The 16,263-nt window shown below is 42.9% G+C and carries 14 protein-coding genes; 11 read left to right on the top strand and 3 right to left on the bottom strand.

Annotation, left to right across the window (positions count from 1 at the left end; translation table 11 throughout):
- Window positions 1–35: 35 nt before the first annotated feature.
- Both VOI46_RS15715 and VOI46_RS15710 read left to right on the top strand, forming a co-directional pair.
- Window positions 36–659 carry a methylamine utilization protein gene (locus tag VOI46_RS15715; protein ID WP_324738086.1) on the top strand — a complete coding sequence of 208 codons (624 nt, stop codon included), beginning with the start codon at window positions 36–38 and terminating at the stop codon, window positions 657–659.
- Window positions 649–1,872 (top strand): hypothetical protein, encoded by a 1,224-nt coding sequence (locus tag VOI46_RS15710; protein ID WP_282337911.1) that lies wholly within the window; start codon window positions 649–651, stop codon window positions 1,870–1,872. Before VOI46_RS15715 ends, VOI46_RS15710 begins: the two co-directional genes overlap by 11 nt.
- A gap of 55 nt (window positions 1,873–1,927) precedes the next feature.
- Here the strand turns inward: VOI46_RS15710 and speE are convergent, their stop codons facing one another.
- Entirely contained in the window at window positions 1,928–2,791 is an 864-nt protein-coding gene (speE, locus tag VOI46_RS15705; protein WP_054983340.1) for a polyamine aminopropyltransferase, read from the bottom strand.
- Between the two features lie 197 nt (window positions 2,792–2,988).
- On the opposite strand from speE, the gene speA reads away from it, so the two are divergent.
- The 4 genes from speA (at window position 2,989) to VOI46_RS15685 (ending at window position 8,014) form a co-directional block, all read left to right on the top strand.
- A complete protein-coding gene (speA, locus tag VOI46_RS15700) occupies window positions 2,989–4,869 on the top strand; it encodes a biosynthetic arginine decarboxylase (protein ID WP_282337910.1) in 1,881 nt (626 codons plus the stop codon).
- 64 nt (window positions 4,870–4,933) lie between these two features.
- Complete coding sequence (locus VOI46_RS15695) at window positions 4,934–5,812, top strand: acyltransferase (RefSeq protein ID WP_004587544.1); 879 nt, start codon at window positions 4,934–4,936, stop codon at window positions 5,810–5,812.
- 28 nt (window positions 5,813–5,840) lie between these two features.
- Window positions 5,841–6,761 (top strand): acetyltransferase, encoded by a 921-nt coding sequence (locus VOI46_RS15690; protein WP_282337909.1) that lies wholly within the window; start codon window positions 5,841–5,843, stop codon window positions 6,759–6,761.
- On the top strand, window positions 6,758–8,014 hold the full coding sequence (locus tag VOI46_RS15685) for a mechanosensitive ion channel domain-containing protein (protein WP_004587546.1): 1,257 nt from the start codon (window positions 6,758–6,760) through the stop codon (window positions 8,012–8,014). Before VOI46_RS15690 ends, VOI46_RS15685 begins: the two co-directional genes overlap by 4 nt.
- On the opposite strand, the gene chrA is transcribed toward VOI46_RS15685, so the two are convergent.
- Window positions 7,974–9,128: a chromate efflux transporter gene (chrA, locus tag VOI46_RS15680; protein WP_004587547.1), complete on the bottom strand. Its 1,155-nt coding sequence runs from the start codon at window positions 9,126–9,128 to the stop codon at window positions 7,974–7,976. The two genes, VOI46_RS15685 and chrA, sit on opposite strands and share 41 nt — an antisense overlap.
- A 215-nt stretch (window positions 9,129–9,343) precedes the next feature.
- Between chrA and VOI46_RS15675 the strand changes: the two genes are divergently transcribed.
- Entirely contained in the window at window positions 9,344–9,976 is a 633-nt protein-coding gene (locus tag VOI46_RS15675; protein ID WP_004587548.1) for an OmpA family protein, read from the top strand.
- On the opposite strand, the gene VOI46_RS15670 is transcribed toward VOI46_RS15675, so the two are convergent.
- Complete coding sequence (locus tag VOI46_RS15670) at window positions 9,973–11,751, bottom strand: ABC transporter transmembrane domain-containing protein (RefSeq protein ID WP_004587549.1); 1,779 nt, start codon at window positions 11,749–11,751, stop codon at window positions 9,973–9,975. The genes VOI46_RS15675 and VOI46_RS15670 overlap by 4 nt on opposite strands.
- A gap of 91 nt (window positions 11,752–11,842) precedes the next feature.
- Between VOI46_RS15670 and VOI46_RS15665 the strand changes: the two genes are divergently transcribed.
- From VOI46_RS15665 to VOI46_RS15650, 4 genes are all read left to right on the top strand, one after another.
- On the top strand, window positions 11,843–12,241 hold the full coding sequence (locus VOI46_RS15665; protein WP_004587550.1) for a DUF3224 domain-containing protein: 399 nt from the start codon (window positions 11,843–11,845) through the stop codon (window positions 12,239–12,241).
- A gap of 180 nt (window positions 12,242–12,421) precedes the next feature.
- Complete coding sequence (locus tag VOI46_RS15660) at window positions 12,422–12,604, top strand: hypothetical protein (RefSeq protein WP_004589231.1); 183 nt, start codon at window positions 12,422–12,424, stop codon at window positions 12,602–12,604.
- Window positions 12,605–13,222 (top strand): LysE family translocator, encoded by a 618-nt coding sequence (locus tag VOI46_RS15655; RefSeq protein ID WP_004589230.1) that lies wholly within the window; start codon window positions 12,605–12,607, stop codon window positions 13,220–13,222.
- Between the two features lie 166 nt (window positions 13,223–13,388).
- On the top strand, window positions 13,389–16,262 hold the full coding sequence (locus VOI46_RS15650; RefSeq protein WP_004589229.1) for a TonB-dependent receptor: 2,874 nt from the start codon (window positions 13,389–13,391) through the stop codon (window positions 16,260–16,262).
- Window position 16,263: the final 1 nt, after the last annotated feature.

Here is a 16,263-nt window from a genome sequence, read left to right as displayed (position 1 = left end):
ATAATGTAAACAAATTGATTATAGCGATTAGCCCCATGATAAAACCCTTACTAAGTGTGTTACTGCTATGTATGAGTACTTGCGCAGCAGCAACAACAATAACTATAAAAAATGCCAATAATCAGCCTTTAGCAAATGCGGTAGTGTGGCTAAGCGGGGCATCAATTCAGGCCGGCAATCAAGAAAGTAAAACCTATGCAATGAGCCAACAAAACCGCGAGTTTACGCCGCGTACGTTAGTTGTTCCGCAAAATGCAAAGGTAGAGTTTCCTAATGCCGACTCTATCATGCACCACGTTTATTCGTTTTCTAAAGCTAAAACCTTTGAGTTGAAACTTTACAAAGAGCAACCTAAAGCCCCCATAACCTTTGATCAAACTGGGGTGGTTGAGCTTGGCTGTAATATTCATGACTGGATGTTGGGCTATATTGTGGTGGTTGATAGCACCGTTTTTGCAATTACCGACGACAACGGTAGGGTTAATTTAACAGCCCCTAATGGGCAATACAGCATGAGTGTATGGCATTCTGGCTTTAGCGATATAAGCAACGTAGAAACTCACAGCGTTAATGTAAGCGAGTCACCTATACACTACACCGTAAAGCAGGCCATAGCCGAGCAAATAGACTTTGCTACGGATGAATTTGATGACTATTAGGCGCAAAAATACAGTATTACTTGGCCTACTTTTTATGAGCCTACCGGCTTTTTCGCAAGTTAAAGGGCTTATTCAGGTACGTGCGGTTGCAAGCGACGATACACAAAGCTTTCAAGATGGCGGTATTGGTTTATATCGCCATGGAGATAGCAGTGATAGCATTTTGTTATCGCAAGGAATTATAGACTTTAAGGCCGATTTAAGTAGCGCCTGGAGCGCACATGCCGTTGTTAATGCTAATCAAGAGCCGAAAACCACATTAGGTTTAAGCCAAGCGTATTTACAGTATCAGCCGTTAGTAAACAGCCGTTATAAATGGCATGTAAAGCTCGGTGGGTTTTATCCTAGTATGTCGCTAGAAAACCCCGATATAGGATGGACCTCGCCTTACAATTATACTAATTCGGCCATAAACAGTTGGCTTGGCGAAGAGCTTCGCACCATAGGTGGTGAGCTTAGCATTAAACGCCCAGGTAAACGTTTTAATTCTAAGCATAGTTTTAGTGTGAGCGCTGCTATTTATAAAGGGAACGACCCAACAGGGACGTTGCTTTCTTGGCGCGGCTTTGCGCTGCACGACAGGCAAACAACATTTAACGAAAGTGTACAATTTGCACCTATTGCGGCATTAAATAGTGACGAATTACGTTGGCAAGCTAACCAAGTGCTGCCTTTTGAAGAAGTAGATGGCCGCTTTGGCTACTATGCCGGCGTGCATTGGGATTATTTAAAACGCTCGCAGTTTAGGTTTTATTATTACGATAATAACGCCGATCCCAGCATTTTTAATCGCACAACAGGGCAGTATGCTTGGCATACTCGCTTTAGCAGTTTAGCGTGGTTATATAAACTTACAGGTAAAACCCGTTTGATTGCCCAGCTACTCGATGGTAAAACCGAAATGGGGGCTAATAAGCTTATTTATAACCGTTTTTATAGCCATTATTTAATGCTCAGCCATAAAGCGGGTAAGCATAGGTTATCGCTTAGGTATGATTATTTTAAAGTAGATGACGATGACACCACCGCATTTGACCCTAACGCCAGCCACGGCGAAGGCTTAACAGCCACATGGCGTTACCAATTAACCGATACGCTACAAATAGGTGTTGAAGGCTCGGCGCTGCATAGCTTTGTACAAAATAGGCCGGGTAGTGGCTTTGCTCAGCGAATATCGCAGCAGCTTATGGCTAACGCTCAATGGCGCTTTTAAAGTACAAAAAAAGGCAGCTTTTAAAGCTCCCTTTTAGTTTCAAAAAAAGTGTGAATTATTTTTTATCAAATGCGCGTTTCATAAAGTTTGGTGTAGCAAGTGCGCCGTGATGAATACCGCTGTTGTAGTATTCGCTTTGTTGTGCAACTTGCTCGGCATCGGCTTCTCTAAAGCCATTAAATGCTTGTGATTTACGAGCAAGCGTTACTGACCATAAACCGCTTGGGTAAATTGGCTGTGGAAATGGCAGTGTTTGTAAGTCGTTAAAGCCCACACTTAGCATGGCCTCGCGCATTTCTACTAGCAGTGGCATATGCATTAATGGCGATTCGCTTTGCTGCACTAAAATACCACCAGGGCGTAATGCATTTAAGCAGCTAGTGTAAAACGCGTGGTTAAATAATCCCTCGCCTGGGCCTACTGGGTCTGTACCATCAACAATAACAACATCAATAGACTCGCCCGCAGCGTCACGCATGTATTTTATACCATCATCAAACATAACAGTTGCGCGTGCATCGTTGTTAGACTCACAAAGCTCTGGGAAGTATTTTAACGACATTTGCGTGACTACTTCGTCTATATCTATTTGCGTTACGGTTTCTACACCTGGGTGTTTTAAAACTTCACGTAATGTACCACAATCGCCGCCGCCAATAATGACCACGTTTTTAGGATTTGGGTGCGCTAAAAGTGCAGGGTGGCTAATCATCTCATGGTAAAAAAAGTTTTCGCGTGTAGTTACCATAGTACAGCCATCGATGATCATTAAATTACCAAAGTCTGTGGTTTCGAACATTTCTACCTTTTGAAAAGGAGACTGTTTTTCATCCAACTTTTTGTTAATACGTAATGAAAATGCGCTGCCATCGCGGTCGCTAATTTCTGTAAACCACTTACTTTGATCTAAATTTGCCATAGTTGCTTTTACACTTTTTAAGTTGAGTATGAAAAAGGGGCAATTCTGCCAGTGCTTCGCGTTTTGCTCAATGAAATTTTAACTGCTTTGCCAATAAAGTTAGCCAGTATCGAGTTAAAGTTCAATTTTTGTTAGCGTAGGGGGTAGTGACGTATTAAAATGCGCCTTTATAGCTAATTGATTTAAGAAGAGTTGCCATGACTTGGGGTTTAGAAACAGCACGCGCTACATATAATGTTGCTCATTGGAGCGATGGCTATTTTGATATTAACGCACAAGGCGAGCTGGTTGCCTACCCAGATGGTGACCAATCTAAAAATGCGATTTCTTTAACGCAGCTCACAGAGCAATTTAAGCAACAAGGTTTAACATTGCCGGTATTGGTGCGCTTTACCGATATTTTAAAAAATAGAGTAGATACACTCACCCATGCATTTACCTTAGCGCGCAGCAGTCGCGAGTACCAAGGCAAGTACACGTGTGTATACCCTATAAAAGTTAATCAGCAACGCTCGGTGGTCAGTAAACTATTGGCGCACCCAAGTGGTTTAGTTGGCCTAGAGGCCGGTTCAAAACCTGAGCTTATGGCAATTTTAGGGGTAGCCGATAAACCCATTACTATTGTCTGTAATGGCTATAAAGACAGTGAATTTTTACGTTTAGCCTGTATTGGTCAAGCCATGGGGCACAGCGTTAAAATAGTCGTCGAAAAACTCTCAGAGCTGACGACCTTACTTGAAGAAATAGATAACCTAGGCATAGAGCCTGCCATTGGTATACGTATTCGCTTAAACTCAGTAGGCAAAGGTAAGTGGCAAAATACCGGCGGCGAAAAAGGCAAATTTGGCTTAACTGCAGGCCAAGTGCTTAGTGCTGTTGAGGTGCTTAAAAAGCATAATAAATTACATTTAATGCAAATGGTGCATTTTCATATTGGCTCTCAAATTGCCAACATACGCGATATACACCGCGCCCTGCGAGAATGCGCGCGCCACTTTGCTGAGCTTACCCAGCTAGGAGTGCCGCTTAATACCGTTGATGTAGGCGGTGGCTTAGGGGTTGACTACGAAGGCTCAGGCTCACGCAGTGCGTGCTCGATGAACTACACCGTTGAAGAATACGCACGTAATGTGGTTAATGCTTTTGCTGAGGTGTGCGACCAACATCAACTTACGCACCCAGCCATTATCACCGAATCAGGGCGTGCTTTAACAGCGCACCACGCGGTGTTAATTACCGATGTAATAGACGTAGAAAAAGCGCCAAATCATCCAAATCCAGAACCGCCTCTTAAAAACAGTGCGCTAGTGCTTGATGAAATGTGGCAGTGTTTACAGCGTTTAAACCCGCGTATGGCGCTAGAGATTTACCACGATGCGATGCACTTATTTAGCGAAGCGCACGACCAATACGTGCATGGGTTAGTAAGCATGCTAGAGTGGGCGAAAATAGAGCAATTATACTTTACTATTTTGCACCGAGTACGCGCATCACTTAGCAATAACGCGCGTGCGCACCGTGAGGTACTTGACGATTTACACGAAAAGCTAGCCGATAAGCTATTTGTTAACTTTTCACTGTTTCAGTCGTTACCTGATGTATGGGGCATTGAGCAGTTGTTTCCAGTTATGCCTATCGAAAATTTAGATAAACCGCTTACCCAGCGCGCTATTATTCAAGATATTACCTGTGACTCCGATGGGCAAATTCGTGAGTACGTAGAAGGCGCGGGCATAGAAACCAGTTTACCTATACCTGAGTACCAACATGGCGAGCAATACCATATAGCCATGTTTATGGTGGGGGCTTACCAAGAAATTTTAGGTGATTTACATAACTTATTTGGCGACACCGACTCAGTGCATGTAGAGCTTAACGAGGACGGTTATGTATTAACCAATGCTATTAAAGGTGATAGCGTTAAGGATGTATTAAAGTTTGTTGACTATGATAGCGCCATTTTGGCACAAAACTTTGAATTATTGGTCAACAAGCTAGCAGTGTCTGAGCAGTGTAAAGCAGGGTATTTAACCGAGCTTAATGCCGGGCTTGAAGGTTATACTTACTTCGAAGATTAACCGTACACTCTCAGAATTAAAAGCGTCGCTGTTTGGCGCGCATTGTTTAAAGGAAAGTAAATAAATGTCAGTAATCCGCAGTGTATTAAGTATTATGCTTTATACAATAAACACACTTATTTGGTTTGTGCCTATTTTTGTTTGTGGGCTATTAAAATTAATCCCTATCAAGCCTATGCAAAAGCTTTTAAGCTGGGTTGCTAAACAGTGTGCCACTATTTGGGTGTCGGTTAATAGCATTAACCAACGCTTATTCACGCCAACAAAAATTAACGTTACCGGCCTTGAAGAAACCAAATTAAAAGACTGGTACTTAGTGATTGCTAACCACCAAAGCTGGGTAGATATATTAGTACTGCAACGTGTATTTAATCGTAAAATACCTTTTTTAAATTTCTTTTTGAAAAAAGAGCTAATTTACGTGCCAATTTTAGGTCTGTGCTGGTGGGCGCTCGACTTTCCGTTTATGACCCGCACCAGCAAAGCGCAGCTAAAAAAGAACCCAAAGCTACGTGGTAAAGACATAGAAACCACCCGCAAAGCCTGTGAAAAATTTAAAGAAATGCCAGTAAGCATTGTTAATTTTGTAGAAGGTACACGTTTTACAACACAAAAACATGCTCGCCAAAATAGCCCTTTTCCGCATTTATTAAAGCCAAAAGCAGGCGGGATCGCATTCGTAATGCAAGCCATGGGTGAGCAAATCTCTAAAGTGGTTAATGTGACCATTCATTACCCCGATGGCATCCCTACGTTTATGGACTTTGCCGGCGGCAAAGTGAAGCAAATTAATGTGCATGTAGACATTCGCCCAGTAAGCGAGGAGTTGATCGGTGATTACACTGGCGACTCTGAGTTTAGAGTCGGCTTTCAAAGTGAATTAAACCGTTTATGGGAAGAAAAAGAGCACACGCTTTTGCAGCTCGAACAAAACCATAAATAATAAGGTAATAAAAAATGGGCTTACAATTATGCTAAAAAAGTGGTTACCAAATTGGCTCAACGGCTTAATTGTAGGCTGCGTGATTTTTTCAAATGTAATCATTTTTGGCACCTTAGTATTAATGCTAGGGTTAATAAAGCTTGTCCTGCCTTTTTCTATAATTAACACCATACTGCATAGCGTGTACCGAGGCTGGTGTAACGGCAATCGGTTTGGCTTGTGGCTGGGCTGCGCCAACATAAAAGTAAACATAAACGGCGATGTAAATTCAAAAAGTTGGTACTTACTAATTTGTAACCACATGAGCTGGTCAGATATTGTGGTACTTAGCTCAATTAATGTTTTACCTGCGCCAAAGTTTTTTTTAAAAGACGAATTAAAGTATGTGCCATTTATTGGCTCTGGCGCATGGGCTATGGGCATGCCTTTTATGAAGCGCGTAACTAAAGCGCAGCTTGCTAAAAACCCCAAGCTTAAAGGGCTAGATGTTGAGCGTACCAAGCAAAGCTGTCGTAATTTTAGGAATAATCCCACCACCATAATTAATTTTGTTGAAGGCACCCGCTACACGCACGCAAAGCATGCAAGCCAGCAAAGCCCGTTTAAACATTTACTCAAGCCCAAAGCGGGCGGCATTGCCTTTGCACTTGAGGTACTTGGCGAGCAATTTGACGCCATGCTAAATACTAGTGTGGTGTACAGCGGCAGCACGAGCCATGTTTGTCGTAATATTTTAAAGGGCGAGCTTGATTCAATTTATGTTTCTATTGACGTGGTTGCTATAAACCAGAAAATGTTAGGTAGTTACCAACACGACAAAGCATTTAGAAGCCACTTTCAAAAGTACGTTAATGAGCTATGGGTTGCTAAAGACGCGCAACTTGCCAGCATTTATGCCCAACACGATTTACCTGAGCCACCCATTTGTAAGGAAATAGAAACACTATGACCAATACCCACCTGCAGGAGCTAATCGCTCCTTGGTTTGAAAAAGTACCCGACGCAGATTTTTTAAGTGCAATTACTGCAGCCTCTATTGGTGTTTTTTCGTTGTTAGTGGTGTATTTATTTACACGCCGATTAATGCTGCCAGGCATTCAAAAAGTGGTGACTAAGTTATCTCCAGAGCGCATAGGGTTACTTTCTCCGTTGCTCACAAAACTTAATAAGCGCATAGCCGGTATGTTATGTAGCGTGCTTTTTTTAGCAACCTTCGACAGCGTTTACCCTGTTAATGAGCTCAGTGCCGAAATACTAAAAACCATTGGCCAAGGTATATTAATTATTCATGTAGGCTTTATTTTTAGCAGCATTGTAAGCATTGCCGGCGCTATTTATAACCAGCTAGATTTTGCCCGCGAAGTGCCAATTCAGGGCTTATTACAAGTTGTTAAGCTGATCACCTTTATTGTGTGTGCAATTTTAATAGTCAGCATTGTGCTTGAAAAATCGCCTACCTATATTTTGTCGGGTTTTGGTGCGATAGCCGCTGTTACTTTATTGGTTTTTAAAGACACTATTTTAGGCTTTGTAGCCAGTATTCAAATTGCGGCAAACCGATTAGTTACTTACGGCGATTGGATTCAAGTAGAAAACTACGGCGCCGACGGTGAAGTAATAGACTTAGGGCTAAACACCGTAAAAGTGCGTAACTGGGATAACACCATTACGACTATTCCTACTTATATGCTGGTAGCAGGGTCGTTCAAAAACTGGCGAGGAATGCAAGAGTCTGGCGGTCGACGTATTAAGCGCTCGCTTAATATTGATATGCACAGCATATGCTTAGTAAGTGACGAATTTAGAAAACAAATAGATGCAGCTATACCACTGCACGAATATATACGTGTTGCCTCGTTGCCTGATCCGGTCTCTAACTTAGGCTTGTTTCGCCGCTACGCGGAGGGCTATTTAAAGCAGCATAATAGAATAAATACCTCACTTACGCTTATGGTGCGTGAGCTACAACCAATGAACCACGGCTTACCAATTGAGTTTTATTGCTTTAGTGAAGACAAACGCTGGATATCTTACGAGCATTTACAAGCCGAAATTATGGATCACTTATTGGCAGTGTTGCCAGTATTTGGCCTTAGAGCATATCAAAGTGTTAGCGGGCAATTAAGCCCGCCTAATGCACAGCAAACCGATAAGCCGACCTTTAAAGTAATGGCAAATAGTGCAGAACAAGACCCACACTAATAAATAAAGCTAATAGCCACCAAATAGGTGGCTTTTTCATTCTTAGCCATGCAAAAGCAGCAATAACCAGTGCAACCTGCCATAGGTTGTGAACGGCCGATGTCCAAATAGGTGAGTACAAAGCCGCCGCTAAAAAGCCAACTACGGCAGCGTTAAGCGCCGCAATAGAGCTTGCAAAGCGAGGTTTACTTGCCAGGTTTAACCAGCTTTTTTGAAACGCCAGCATTAATAAAAAACCCGGTGTAAAAATAAGTAGGGTTGCAGCTATGGCCCCTATTAAGGGTTGCTCTGAAGTAAGTTGCGCGCCTAAGTAAGTGGCTATTGTAAACATGGGGCCAGGGATAGCTTGAGCACTGGCATACGCACTTAAAAATTGATCGTTACTTAGCGCCGGTACGCCAGCTTGCAATACAGGCAATACCACATGCCCGCCTCCAAACACCATAGCGCCCGCTTGGTAAAAAGGAGCAAACAAAGCAAGGTCATCACCTAAAGGTATAAAGCTAACAGCGAGTAGTAATACAAATAAGCCTAAAGGGAGCCACCTAAACGCGCTTTTAGTATCTGCTTTAGCATCAGTATGGGTGTTGAGTTGTAACAGAGGCCAAATTGCGCCTATAGCAGCGGCACTCACTAAAATAGCTATTTGCGTGCCAAGTAAAGGAAATAGTAATAAAGCCAAGGTACTCATTACTGCGATAAGCTTGAGCGCAGCGCTGGTACAAAAGCTTTTTGCCATAGTAAGTGTTGCATCGGCCACAATAACAACCGCAAACAGTTTTAAGCCTGCAATAATAGCAAAGTAAACAGCATCAAACTGATGCGCGCTTACCGCTAATAACAACATGATTAAAAAAGACGGTAAGGTAAAAGCGATAAATGCGGTAATGCCACCAATAACCCCCGCTCGCTCAACACCAATTGCAAAGCCCACTTGGCTTGAACCAGGCCCGGGCAGCGCTTGGCTTAAACTAATAAGCTGCGCGTAGCGGGTATCGCTTAACCAGTTTAATGTGTCTACAAAGTGGCGTTTAAAATAGCCTAAATGGGCAGCAGGGCCACCAAAACTCATGCAGCCAAGTAAAAAAAACTGTCTAAAAATAGCGACTAACATTGAGCTTATATCCTTTTTTAAAGTTCATTAAATTGTCACAAAGGAGTATGACACTTTTATTAAATGCATACATTAATTCGTAATCTACAAATAATACCAATCCACTTAATTAAGAGGATTGGTATAAAGCGAACTGCTTTTAACATGCTCTTCATAGTTTGTTCATACATGTATTTGCATACTCGCTTTATAATTCTTAATGAATAGGACATCACATGACTTTAACTAAATCACTTTTAAGCGTAACCGTAGTAGCTGTATTGCTAAGTGGTTGCGAAATGAACAACACAGGCAAGGGCGCCGCAATTGGCGCAGCCGCAGGTGGCGTATTAGGTAAAGCAACGGGTAATCATAAAGACAAGCGTATATTTATTGGTGCAGCTATTGGCGCACTAGCGGGTGCTGCTGTAGGTGATTACATGGATAAGCAAGAAGAAGCGTTTCGTGATGAACTAGCAGGCTCAGGGGTTGAAGTTGTACGTGAGGGCGATAACTTACGTTTGGTTATGCCATCAAATATTACCTTTGCGACAGACCAATCTTATATTTCATCAGGTTTTAACGATACCCTAAACGCCATCGCTAAAGTAATGAACAAATACGAAAAAACCTACCTAAGTGTGGAAGGCCACACAGATAGCACAGGTAAAGACAGCTACAATATGAACCTGTCGCGCGAGCGTGCGCAAAGCGTTAAAAACTACTTAGTGAACCAGCAAATTATGGCTGCACGTATTAGCACTACAGGCTACGGCGAAACCCGCCCAATAGCCACTAACGATAGCGCTAACGGCCGAGCTCAAAACCGCCGTGTAGAAATTCAAATAGTGCCAAACACAGAGGGTTAGTTTTTGTTGAACTGCAATTCACAAAGACGCTGATACAAAGGGGAGCTTGCTAGCAATTGCTGGTGGCTCCCTGTTGCTTTTATTTCCCCATTTTCCATTACTACAATCGCATCGGCATGTTTAACCGTTGCCAGCCTATGGGCAATAATTAACGTTGTTTTATTTTGCATTAAATGCTCAAGCGCGGCTTGTACGTGGTGCTCACTTTGCGCATCGAGTGCACTGGTGGCTTCATCTAAAAGCAGTATTTCTGGGTCTTTTAAAATAGCGCGTGCCAATACAATACGCTGCTTTTGCCCACCCGAGAGTCTTACGCCTTGCTCACCTAAAAAGCTGTTATAACCTTGCGGTAATTGCTTAATAAATTCATCGGCATGAGCATGTTTTGCGGCCGCATATACTTGCTCGTCAGTGGCGTTTGGGTTGCCGTAACGAATGTTATGCATTACATCTGAGCTAAATAAAATAGGGTTTTGTGCCACCATGCCCATTTTGTCCCTAAGGGTGGTAAGCGATATGTCTTTAATATTTACATCATGAAATTTAATCTCGCCGTGAGCAGGGTCGTAAAAGCGCTGTAGTAATTCAAATAACGTAGTTTTACCTGCGCCAGAGGGGCCTACAATAGCCACTGTTTTACCTTGCTCTATAGTTAAGTTTATTTTGTTAAGGGCGCTTACATCGGGGCGAGATGGGTAGTTAAAGCTAATGTTTTCAAGTGCAATGGCGGGGCTGTCAGTCTTTATTAATAGCTTTTCGTCTTGTGGAGTGACAGGGTTTTCTATTTCACTTTTAACGGCCAGTAATTCAAGTAGGCGCGCTGCCGCACCAGCAGCTCGTTGTAGCTCGCCGTAAACCTCGGCTACGGTAGCCACCGACATGGCCACCATAATGGCGTAAAACACAAAGGCGCCTAGCTCACCGCCTGTCATAGTGCCTGCCAGTACGTCACTACCGCCTACCCAGAGCATTACGCTAATCGCACTAAAGGTTAAAAATATTACCGCAGCAATTAAAAAAGAGCGCTGTTTAATACGGCTTTTGGCAACGTTAAAGGCTTTTTCGGTTTCAAGTGCAAAGGCGTGTTGCTCACGCTGTTCGTGGCTATAGCTTTGAACTACCTTAATATTTTGAATGATCTCGCCGGCATAGGTGCTTATATCGGCTATTGCATCTTGGCTAGAACTTGCAAGTTTGCGAACCTTTTTGCCAAATACCATCATCGGCACTAATACTAGCGGCACACACGCAACCACTACGAGCGTAAGCTTTAAGTTAGTCACTAACAGCATTACCAAGCCACCCACTAACATTAATGCACTGCGCAGCGCCATAGAAAAGGAAGAGCCAATAATCGATTGCAGCAAAGTGGTGTCGGTTGTTAAACGCGACATAAGCTCGCCACTGCGGTTTTCTTCAAAGTAACTGGGGTGCAAGGTAACAATGCGATTAAACACCGCTTTGCGAATATCGTTACTAACGCGTTCGCCAATCCACGACATTAAATAAAAGCGGCTAAAGGTGCCCACGGCCAATAAACTAATTAAACCAATAAGCACTAATACAGCTTGTTGTAGCTGCGCTTGGGAGCCAGCAATAAAGCCATGATCTATGACAAACTTAACCCCTTGCCCTAATGATAAGTTAACACCAGCGGTGACTAAAAGGGCGCCAAGTGCCGCCACTACCATCCATTTATACGGTTTAATAAACGCAAAAATAGGTAATAAACTACTAAAAGCGGCTTTTTCGGGCTTAGGGCTTGTTTTTGACATAGTGGATTCTTTTTAAAGGTTAAGGTATAGATATGGCACTAAGATAATAAAAATCAATACTTTTAAACATTAGCATCAATAAGGAAACGTTATGACTACTGCAACCGTAAGTGGAGAATTTAATGTAAATCTGGCCCCAATAGAAGGCTACGCAAGCGGCCAAAACGGCGTTAATTTAGGGCGTATGTCGATAGATAAAACATTTAAAGGTAGCTTAAATGCCACCAGCCAAGGCGAAATGCTAAGCGCCATGACTCCTACACAAGGCAGTGCCGGTTATGTTGCTATAGAGCAAGTAATAGGCGAGCTTGAAGGTAAAAAAGGCAGCTTTGTATTACAGCATTTTGGTACTATGGATAAAGGCCAAGACAGCCTAATTTTAAATGTAATTCCCGATTCAGGCACTCATGAGCTAGAAGGGTTAACGGGCAGTATGAAAATACGTATTGAGCAAGGGATTCACTACTACGATTTTGAATACACCTTATAATACCAATCCGCAATATTACTTAATCATTTTGCGGGCCTAAACGTGTCGCTACCTGCGTTAAAAAATTCTAATTTAGAACAACTAAATAGCGAATTTTTTGCCTAGCTATCAACACGTTTTTCCGTCCTCAAAAAAGATCACTTAAATAAGCGAATTGGTATAAGATACACAAGGATTAAAATGCAAAAAGTAATCGAATTTAGAAAGACTCGTTTTTTGGGTGGCGTAGATATAGCCGCACTGAATGACCGCATACAGGAATTAAATCAAGATGGCTGGAAAGTAATTAGCGCAGTGCCAATAACCGGTTTTTATGGGCAAGTGCATGGTTATACATTATTTATTGAAACTGACGAGCTTTAAATGACATTTACAGTATGGTTAAGCCTAGCGGCTATTTGTATGATGGGCGCAATGTCGCCAGGGCCAAGTTTAGCGGTGGTTTTAAAGCACTCACTTAACGGCAGTATGAAAAACGGAATGCTTGCCGCGCTCAGCCATGGTACCGGTGTTGGGTTATACGCAGGTGCATCGTTATTAGGGCTAGGCGCTTTAATGATGCAGTTTCCGACTGTTTATCAAATACTGGTGTATTTAGGCGCAGCCTATTTGGCGTATTTAGGTATAAAAATATTGCTAGCAAAACCGAGCAATAACGAACTTGAAGTACAAAAAAGTGAAGTAAGTGCTGGCCAAGCTTTACAAGATGGTTTTGCTATTGCCTTTTTGAACCCCAAGCTCGCTATTTTCTTTTTAGCCTTGTTTTCGCAGTTTATTGACCCTCAGCTACTTACTTTAAGCGTGGGCATAATTATGTGTTTAACCGTGTTTGTAATTGATACCGGCTGGTATTTGCTGGTGGCGTTGCTGACAGAGGTTTCAAAGAATCGCTTTGGCTTTACCAAGCAAAGTCCGTGGCTTGATAAAATACTGGGAGTCGTATTTATTGCCCTTGCGATAAAAGTGGTGCTAAGCCTTTAAATCGCGTTCCCGATGCAGGGGCGCGTGCCTATATGCCCCTGCAGCCTAACCCTCATGCCCTGCATACGTATTCATCACATTAATTTTACCTTTTAGTTACAATTTGTTGGTTGTGTTTTAAACAACACAGCAACACCTGACAACAATAACTCAAAGGTTCACACACATGGACAAGTTTAAACTAAGTGCACTTATGCTGGCTTTATTTGCCGCTAATAGTGCATTGGCTGCAAACGAAGACTCAACAAATCAATCACCCAGCACACAAGCTGAAGATTTAGAAATTATTGAAGTGCGAGGCTTTAGTCGCAGTTTAATTCAATCTTTAAATCAAAAGCGTTTTAGCGATACTGTGTCAGAACAAATTTCTGCCGATGATTTAGGGGCACTGCCTGATATTTCAATGGCCGATGCACTTACACGATTACCTGGTATTTCAGCGGTGCGAACGGGTGGGCAAGCGGCGCAAATTAATATACGCGGGCTGTCGGGCGGGTTTGTATTTTCAACACTTAATGGCCGCGAGCAAGTATCTACAAGTGGCAGCCGCAGTATTGAGTTTGACCAATATCCGTCAGAATTAATTAGCTCTGCGGCGGTATACAAATCGCCAAAGGCATCGCTTATTGAAGGTGGCGTGGCCGGTACGGTAGAGCTTGAAACCGCCAGTCCACTTAATAATGATCAAACGCATAAATTTGTAGCTAATGTGCGCGGTATGTATAACGACCGCGCCTCAGAGGTATCGGATGCCACTGAATTTGGCGACCGGATTAGTTTTTCGTATCAAGGAAAATACCTAGACGACACGTTAGGCGTAGCGCTGGGCTATGCGCGTTTGTTTCAGCCAAGTGTAGCAACGCAGTTTATTGGCCTTGCGTACAACGACACAAAAGACGTTGATGGCGCAGCTAACGATACCAATGGCCCTTTAGCTAACCCAGAAAACGAATACATTAGCGAAGGTTTTGAGCTACAGCATTTAGGCGGCGAAGAAACCCGTAATGGTTATTTAGCAGCTATAGAGTGGGCGCCGGTAGATAACTTTAAATTAAAAGGTGATGCGTTTTTATCTCGCTTTGATAAAGAGTCATTTGCTCGCGGCCTGAGGGTTAAATTAGGCGGGCCAACAGCTGCATATGCTAACGCTCAGCTTGATGGTAATGCCGTAATAGGCGCAGCGGTTAACCGCACTTCGCAAAGTTATACCCGCGTTGAAATAGTGAACGACGACAACCAAGACTTTGACGAAGTAGACAGCTTTGGCGTTAATGCCGATTGGCAGGTAACCGATAGATTAAACGTAAATGCCGATGTGTCGCTTTCTCGCGCAAAAAGTAATTTTAGAAATGGCTTACTGTGGAGCTTAGTAGCAGAAGATGCCAATGCAGAAACGCCAGTATTTGATAACAACGTAGCAATTAACTATCAATTAAACGGCTTAAATTTACCTGACGTTGGGTTTAATCAGGCAGCCGCCTTTAGTGATATAGACCGTGTAATGGTCAGCAAATACGGTATTTACCCAGATCAAACAGAAGATGAAGTAACGGCATTTAGGCTCGACTTTAAATACGAGCTAGAAAGCGACATATTTAGCTCAGTAGAGTTTGGTGCGCGCTACTCAGATAGAGAATACAGCCGTAAACGCTCGGTATTTGAGTACGGTAACGACGGGGCGTTTTCAGCAACGCAACCCCCTTTGCGTTTAACCGACGATATGGCGTCAGTGGTTGATTGGCAGGGCGAGTTTAGTTACTTCCCGTCGTATTTAGCCATTGATTTAGACAAAGCACTTAATGCGTGGTTTCCAGATGGTACGCCAGAGCCTGTTCAAACATGGGGTAATGCCGATGGCGTAGACGACGCGCAAGGTTACACAACTAACTATTCGTGGTCAGTGCTGCAAAGCGGCTCGGTGTTTGAAGATGTGCTAGCTGCGTACGTTATGGTAAACATTAACACGCAAATTGCCGGGCTCGACCTATCGGGTAATGTGGGTGTGCGCCGCGTTGAAACCGACCAATCTGCAACGGTACTAGAGAACGTAGCAGGCGATGCGCGCTTAGGTGCGCAAAATATTGTTGATGAGAACGGCATTGTAAATAATTTATACGCACCTAATGTATTAGGCACTAAATACACCGACTACTTACCATCATTAAATTTAAACCTGCAACTTAACGATAATTCACTTGTACGCTTTGCTGCGGCTAAAGTAATGTCGCGTGCGCCAATTAACCGCTTAGCGGGCGATGCCAGTGCAAATGTGAGTGATGATGGTGTTATTAATGGTTCAAGTACTAATAACCCATTTTTAAAACCCTTTTATGCCGACCAATACGACTTATCTTACGAATATTATTTTGAAGAAGGTAATGGCACTATCGCTGCGGCGTTATTTTATAAAAATATAGACTCGTTTGTTGAAACCCTATCAATCGAAAACTTCGACTTTAAAGGCAACGGCTTTAACGTTCCTGACTTTATAGAAGACCCCGTTAGTGGCGAGCAAGTTGCCACAACTAACGGTATTTACACCACGGCAGTTAATAACGGTGAAGGTGGCTACATTAGAGGGCTAGAGCTTGCGTATACGCAAGTGTTTAGCTTTTTACCTTCGCCATTTAATGGCTTAGGCGCTAATGCAAGTTACTCATACACCGAAAGTGAAATTGAATCGATTACCAGTTTAGGGGGCGATACATTAGCGCAATCTTTACCTGGGCTGTCTAATAACGTGCTTAATGCCACGGTGTTTTACTCAATGGATGATTTTGAAACCCGCCTTAATGTGCGTTACCGCGATGAATTTGTATCAGAGCAGGTTGCCATTAACGAGCAAGTGGTTAATTTTGATGCCGAAACCGTTGTCGACTTTCAAACCTCTTATCGCTTTAGCGACTCGCTAACAATGCTTTTGCAAGTTAATAACTTAACCGATGAACCAACCCAAAGTTACTTTGGCTCAGAGCAACGAACAGGGACGACTCAGTACTTTGGTCGTCAGTTTTATCTTGGTTTTACATACAGTCATTAAT

Origin of the sequence: Pseudoalteromonas sp. CuT4-3, assembly GCF_035666335.1 — a bacterium.
In the GTDB taxonomy this organism is placed as follows: Bacteria; Pseudomonadota; Gammaproteobacteria; order Enterobacterales; family Alteromonadaceae; genus Pseudoalteromonas; species Pseudoalteromonas atlantica.
The sequence above is the reverse complement of the archived record's forward strand: the minus strand, read 5'-3'. Positions and strand labels throughout refer to the sequence as shown.

What these genes read in the sequence shown, in the direction of transcription:
- VOI46_RS15670 (WP_004587549.1), bottom strand. Translation starts at nt 11,751, where the DNA reads ATGTCAAAAACAAGCCCTAAGCCCGAAAAAGCCGCTTTTAGTAGTTTA.
- speE (WP_054983340.1), bottom strand. Translation starts at nt 2,791, where the DNA reads ATGGCAAATTTAGATCAAAGTAAGTGGTTTACAGAAATTAGCGACCGC.
- VOI46_RS15690 (WP_282337909.1), top strand. Translation starts at nt 5,841, where the DNA reads ATGCTAAAAAAGTGGTTACCAAATTGGCTCAACGGCTTAATTGTAGGC.
- VOI46_RS15715 (WP_324738086.1), top strand. Translation starts at nt 36, where the DNA reads ATGATAAAACCCTTACTAAGTGTGTTACTGCTATGTATGAGTACTTGC.
- VOI46_RS15655 (WP_004589230.1), top strand. Translation starts at nt 12,605, where the DNA reads ATGACATTTACAGTATGGTTAAGCCTAGCGGCTATTTGTATGATGGGC.
- VOI46_RS15665 (WP_004587550.1), top strand. Translation starts at nt 11,843, where the DNA reads ATGACTACTGCAACCGTAAGTGGAGAATTTAATGTAAATCTGGCCCCA.
- VOI46_RS15695 (WP_004587544.1), top strand. Translation starts at nt 4,934, where the DNA reads ATGTCAGTAATCCGCAGTGTATTAAGTATTATGCTTTATACAATAAAC.
- VOI46_RS15710 (WP_282337911.1), top strand. Translation starts at nt 649, where the DNA reads ATGACTATTAGGCGCAAAAATACAGTATTACTTGGCCTACTTTTTATG.
- VOI46_RS15660 (WP_004589231.1), top strand. Translation starts at nt 12,422, where the DNA reads ATGCAAAAAGTAATCGAATTTAGAAAGACTCGTTTTTTGGGTGGCGTA.
- VOI46_RS15685 (WP_004587546.1), top strand. Translation starts at nt 6,758, where the DNA reads ATGACCAATACCCACCTGCAGGAGCTAATCGCTCCTTGGTTTGAAAAA.
- chrA (WP_004587547.1), bottom strand. Translation starts at nt 9,128, where the DNA reads ATGTTAGTCGCTATTTTTAGACAGTTTTTTTTACTTGGCTGCATGAGT.
- speA (WP_282337910.1), top strand. Translation starts at nt 2,989, where the DNA reads ATGACTTGGGGTTTAGAAACAGCACGCGCTACATATAATGTTGCTCAT.
- VOI46_RS15675 (WP_004587548.1), top strand. Translation starts at nt 9,344, where the DNA reads ATGACTTTAACTAAATCACTTTTAAGCGTAACCGTAGTAGCTGTATTG.
- VOI46_RS15650 (WP_004589229.1), top strand. Translation starts at nt 13,389, where the DNA reads ATGGACAAGTTTAAACTAAGTGCACTTATGCTGGCTTTATTTGCCGCT.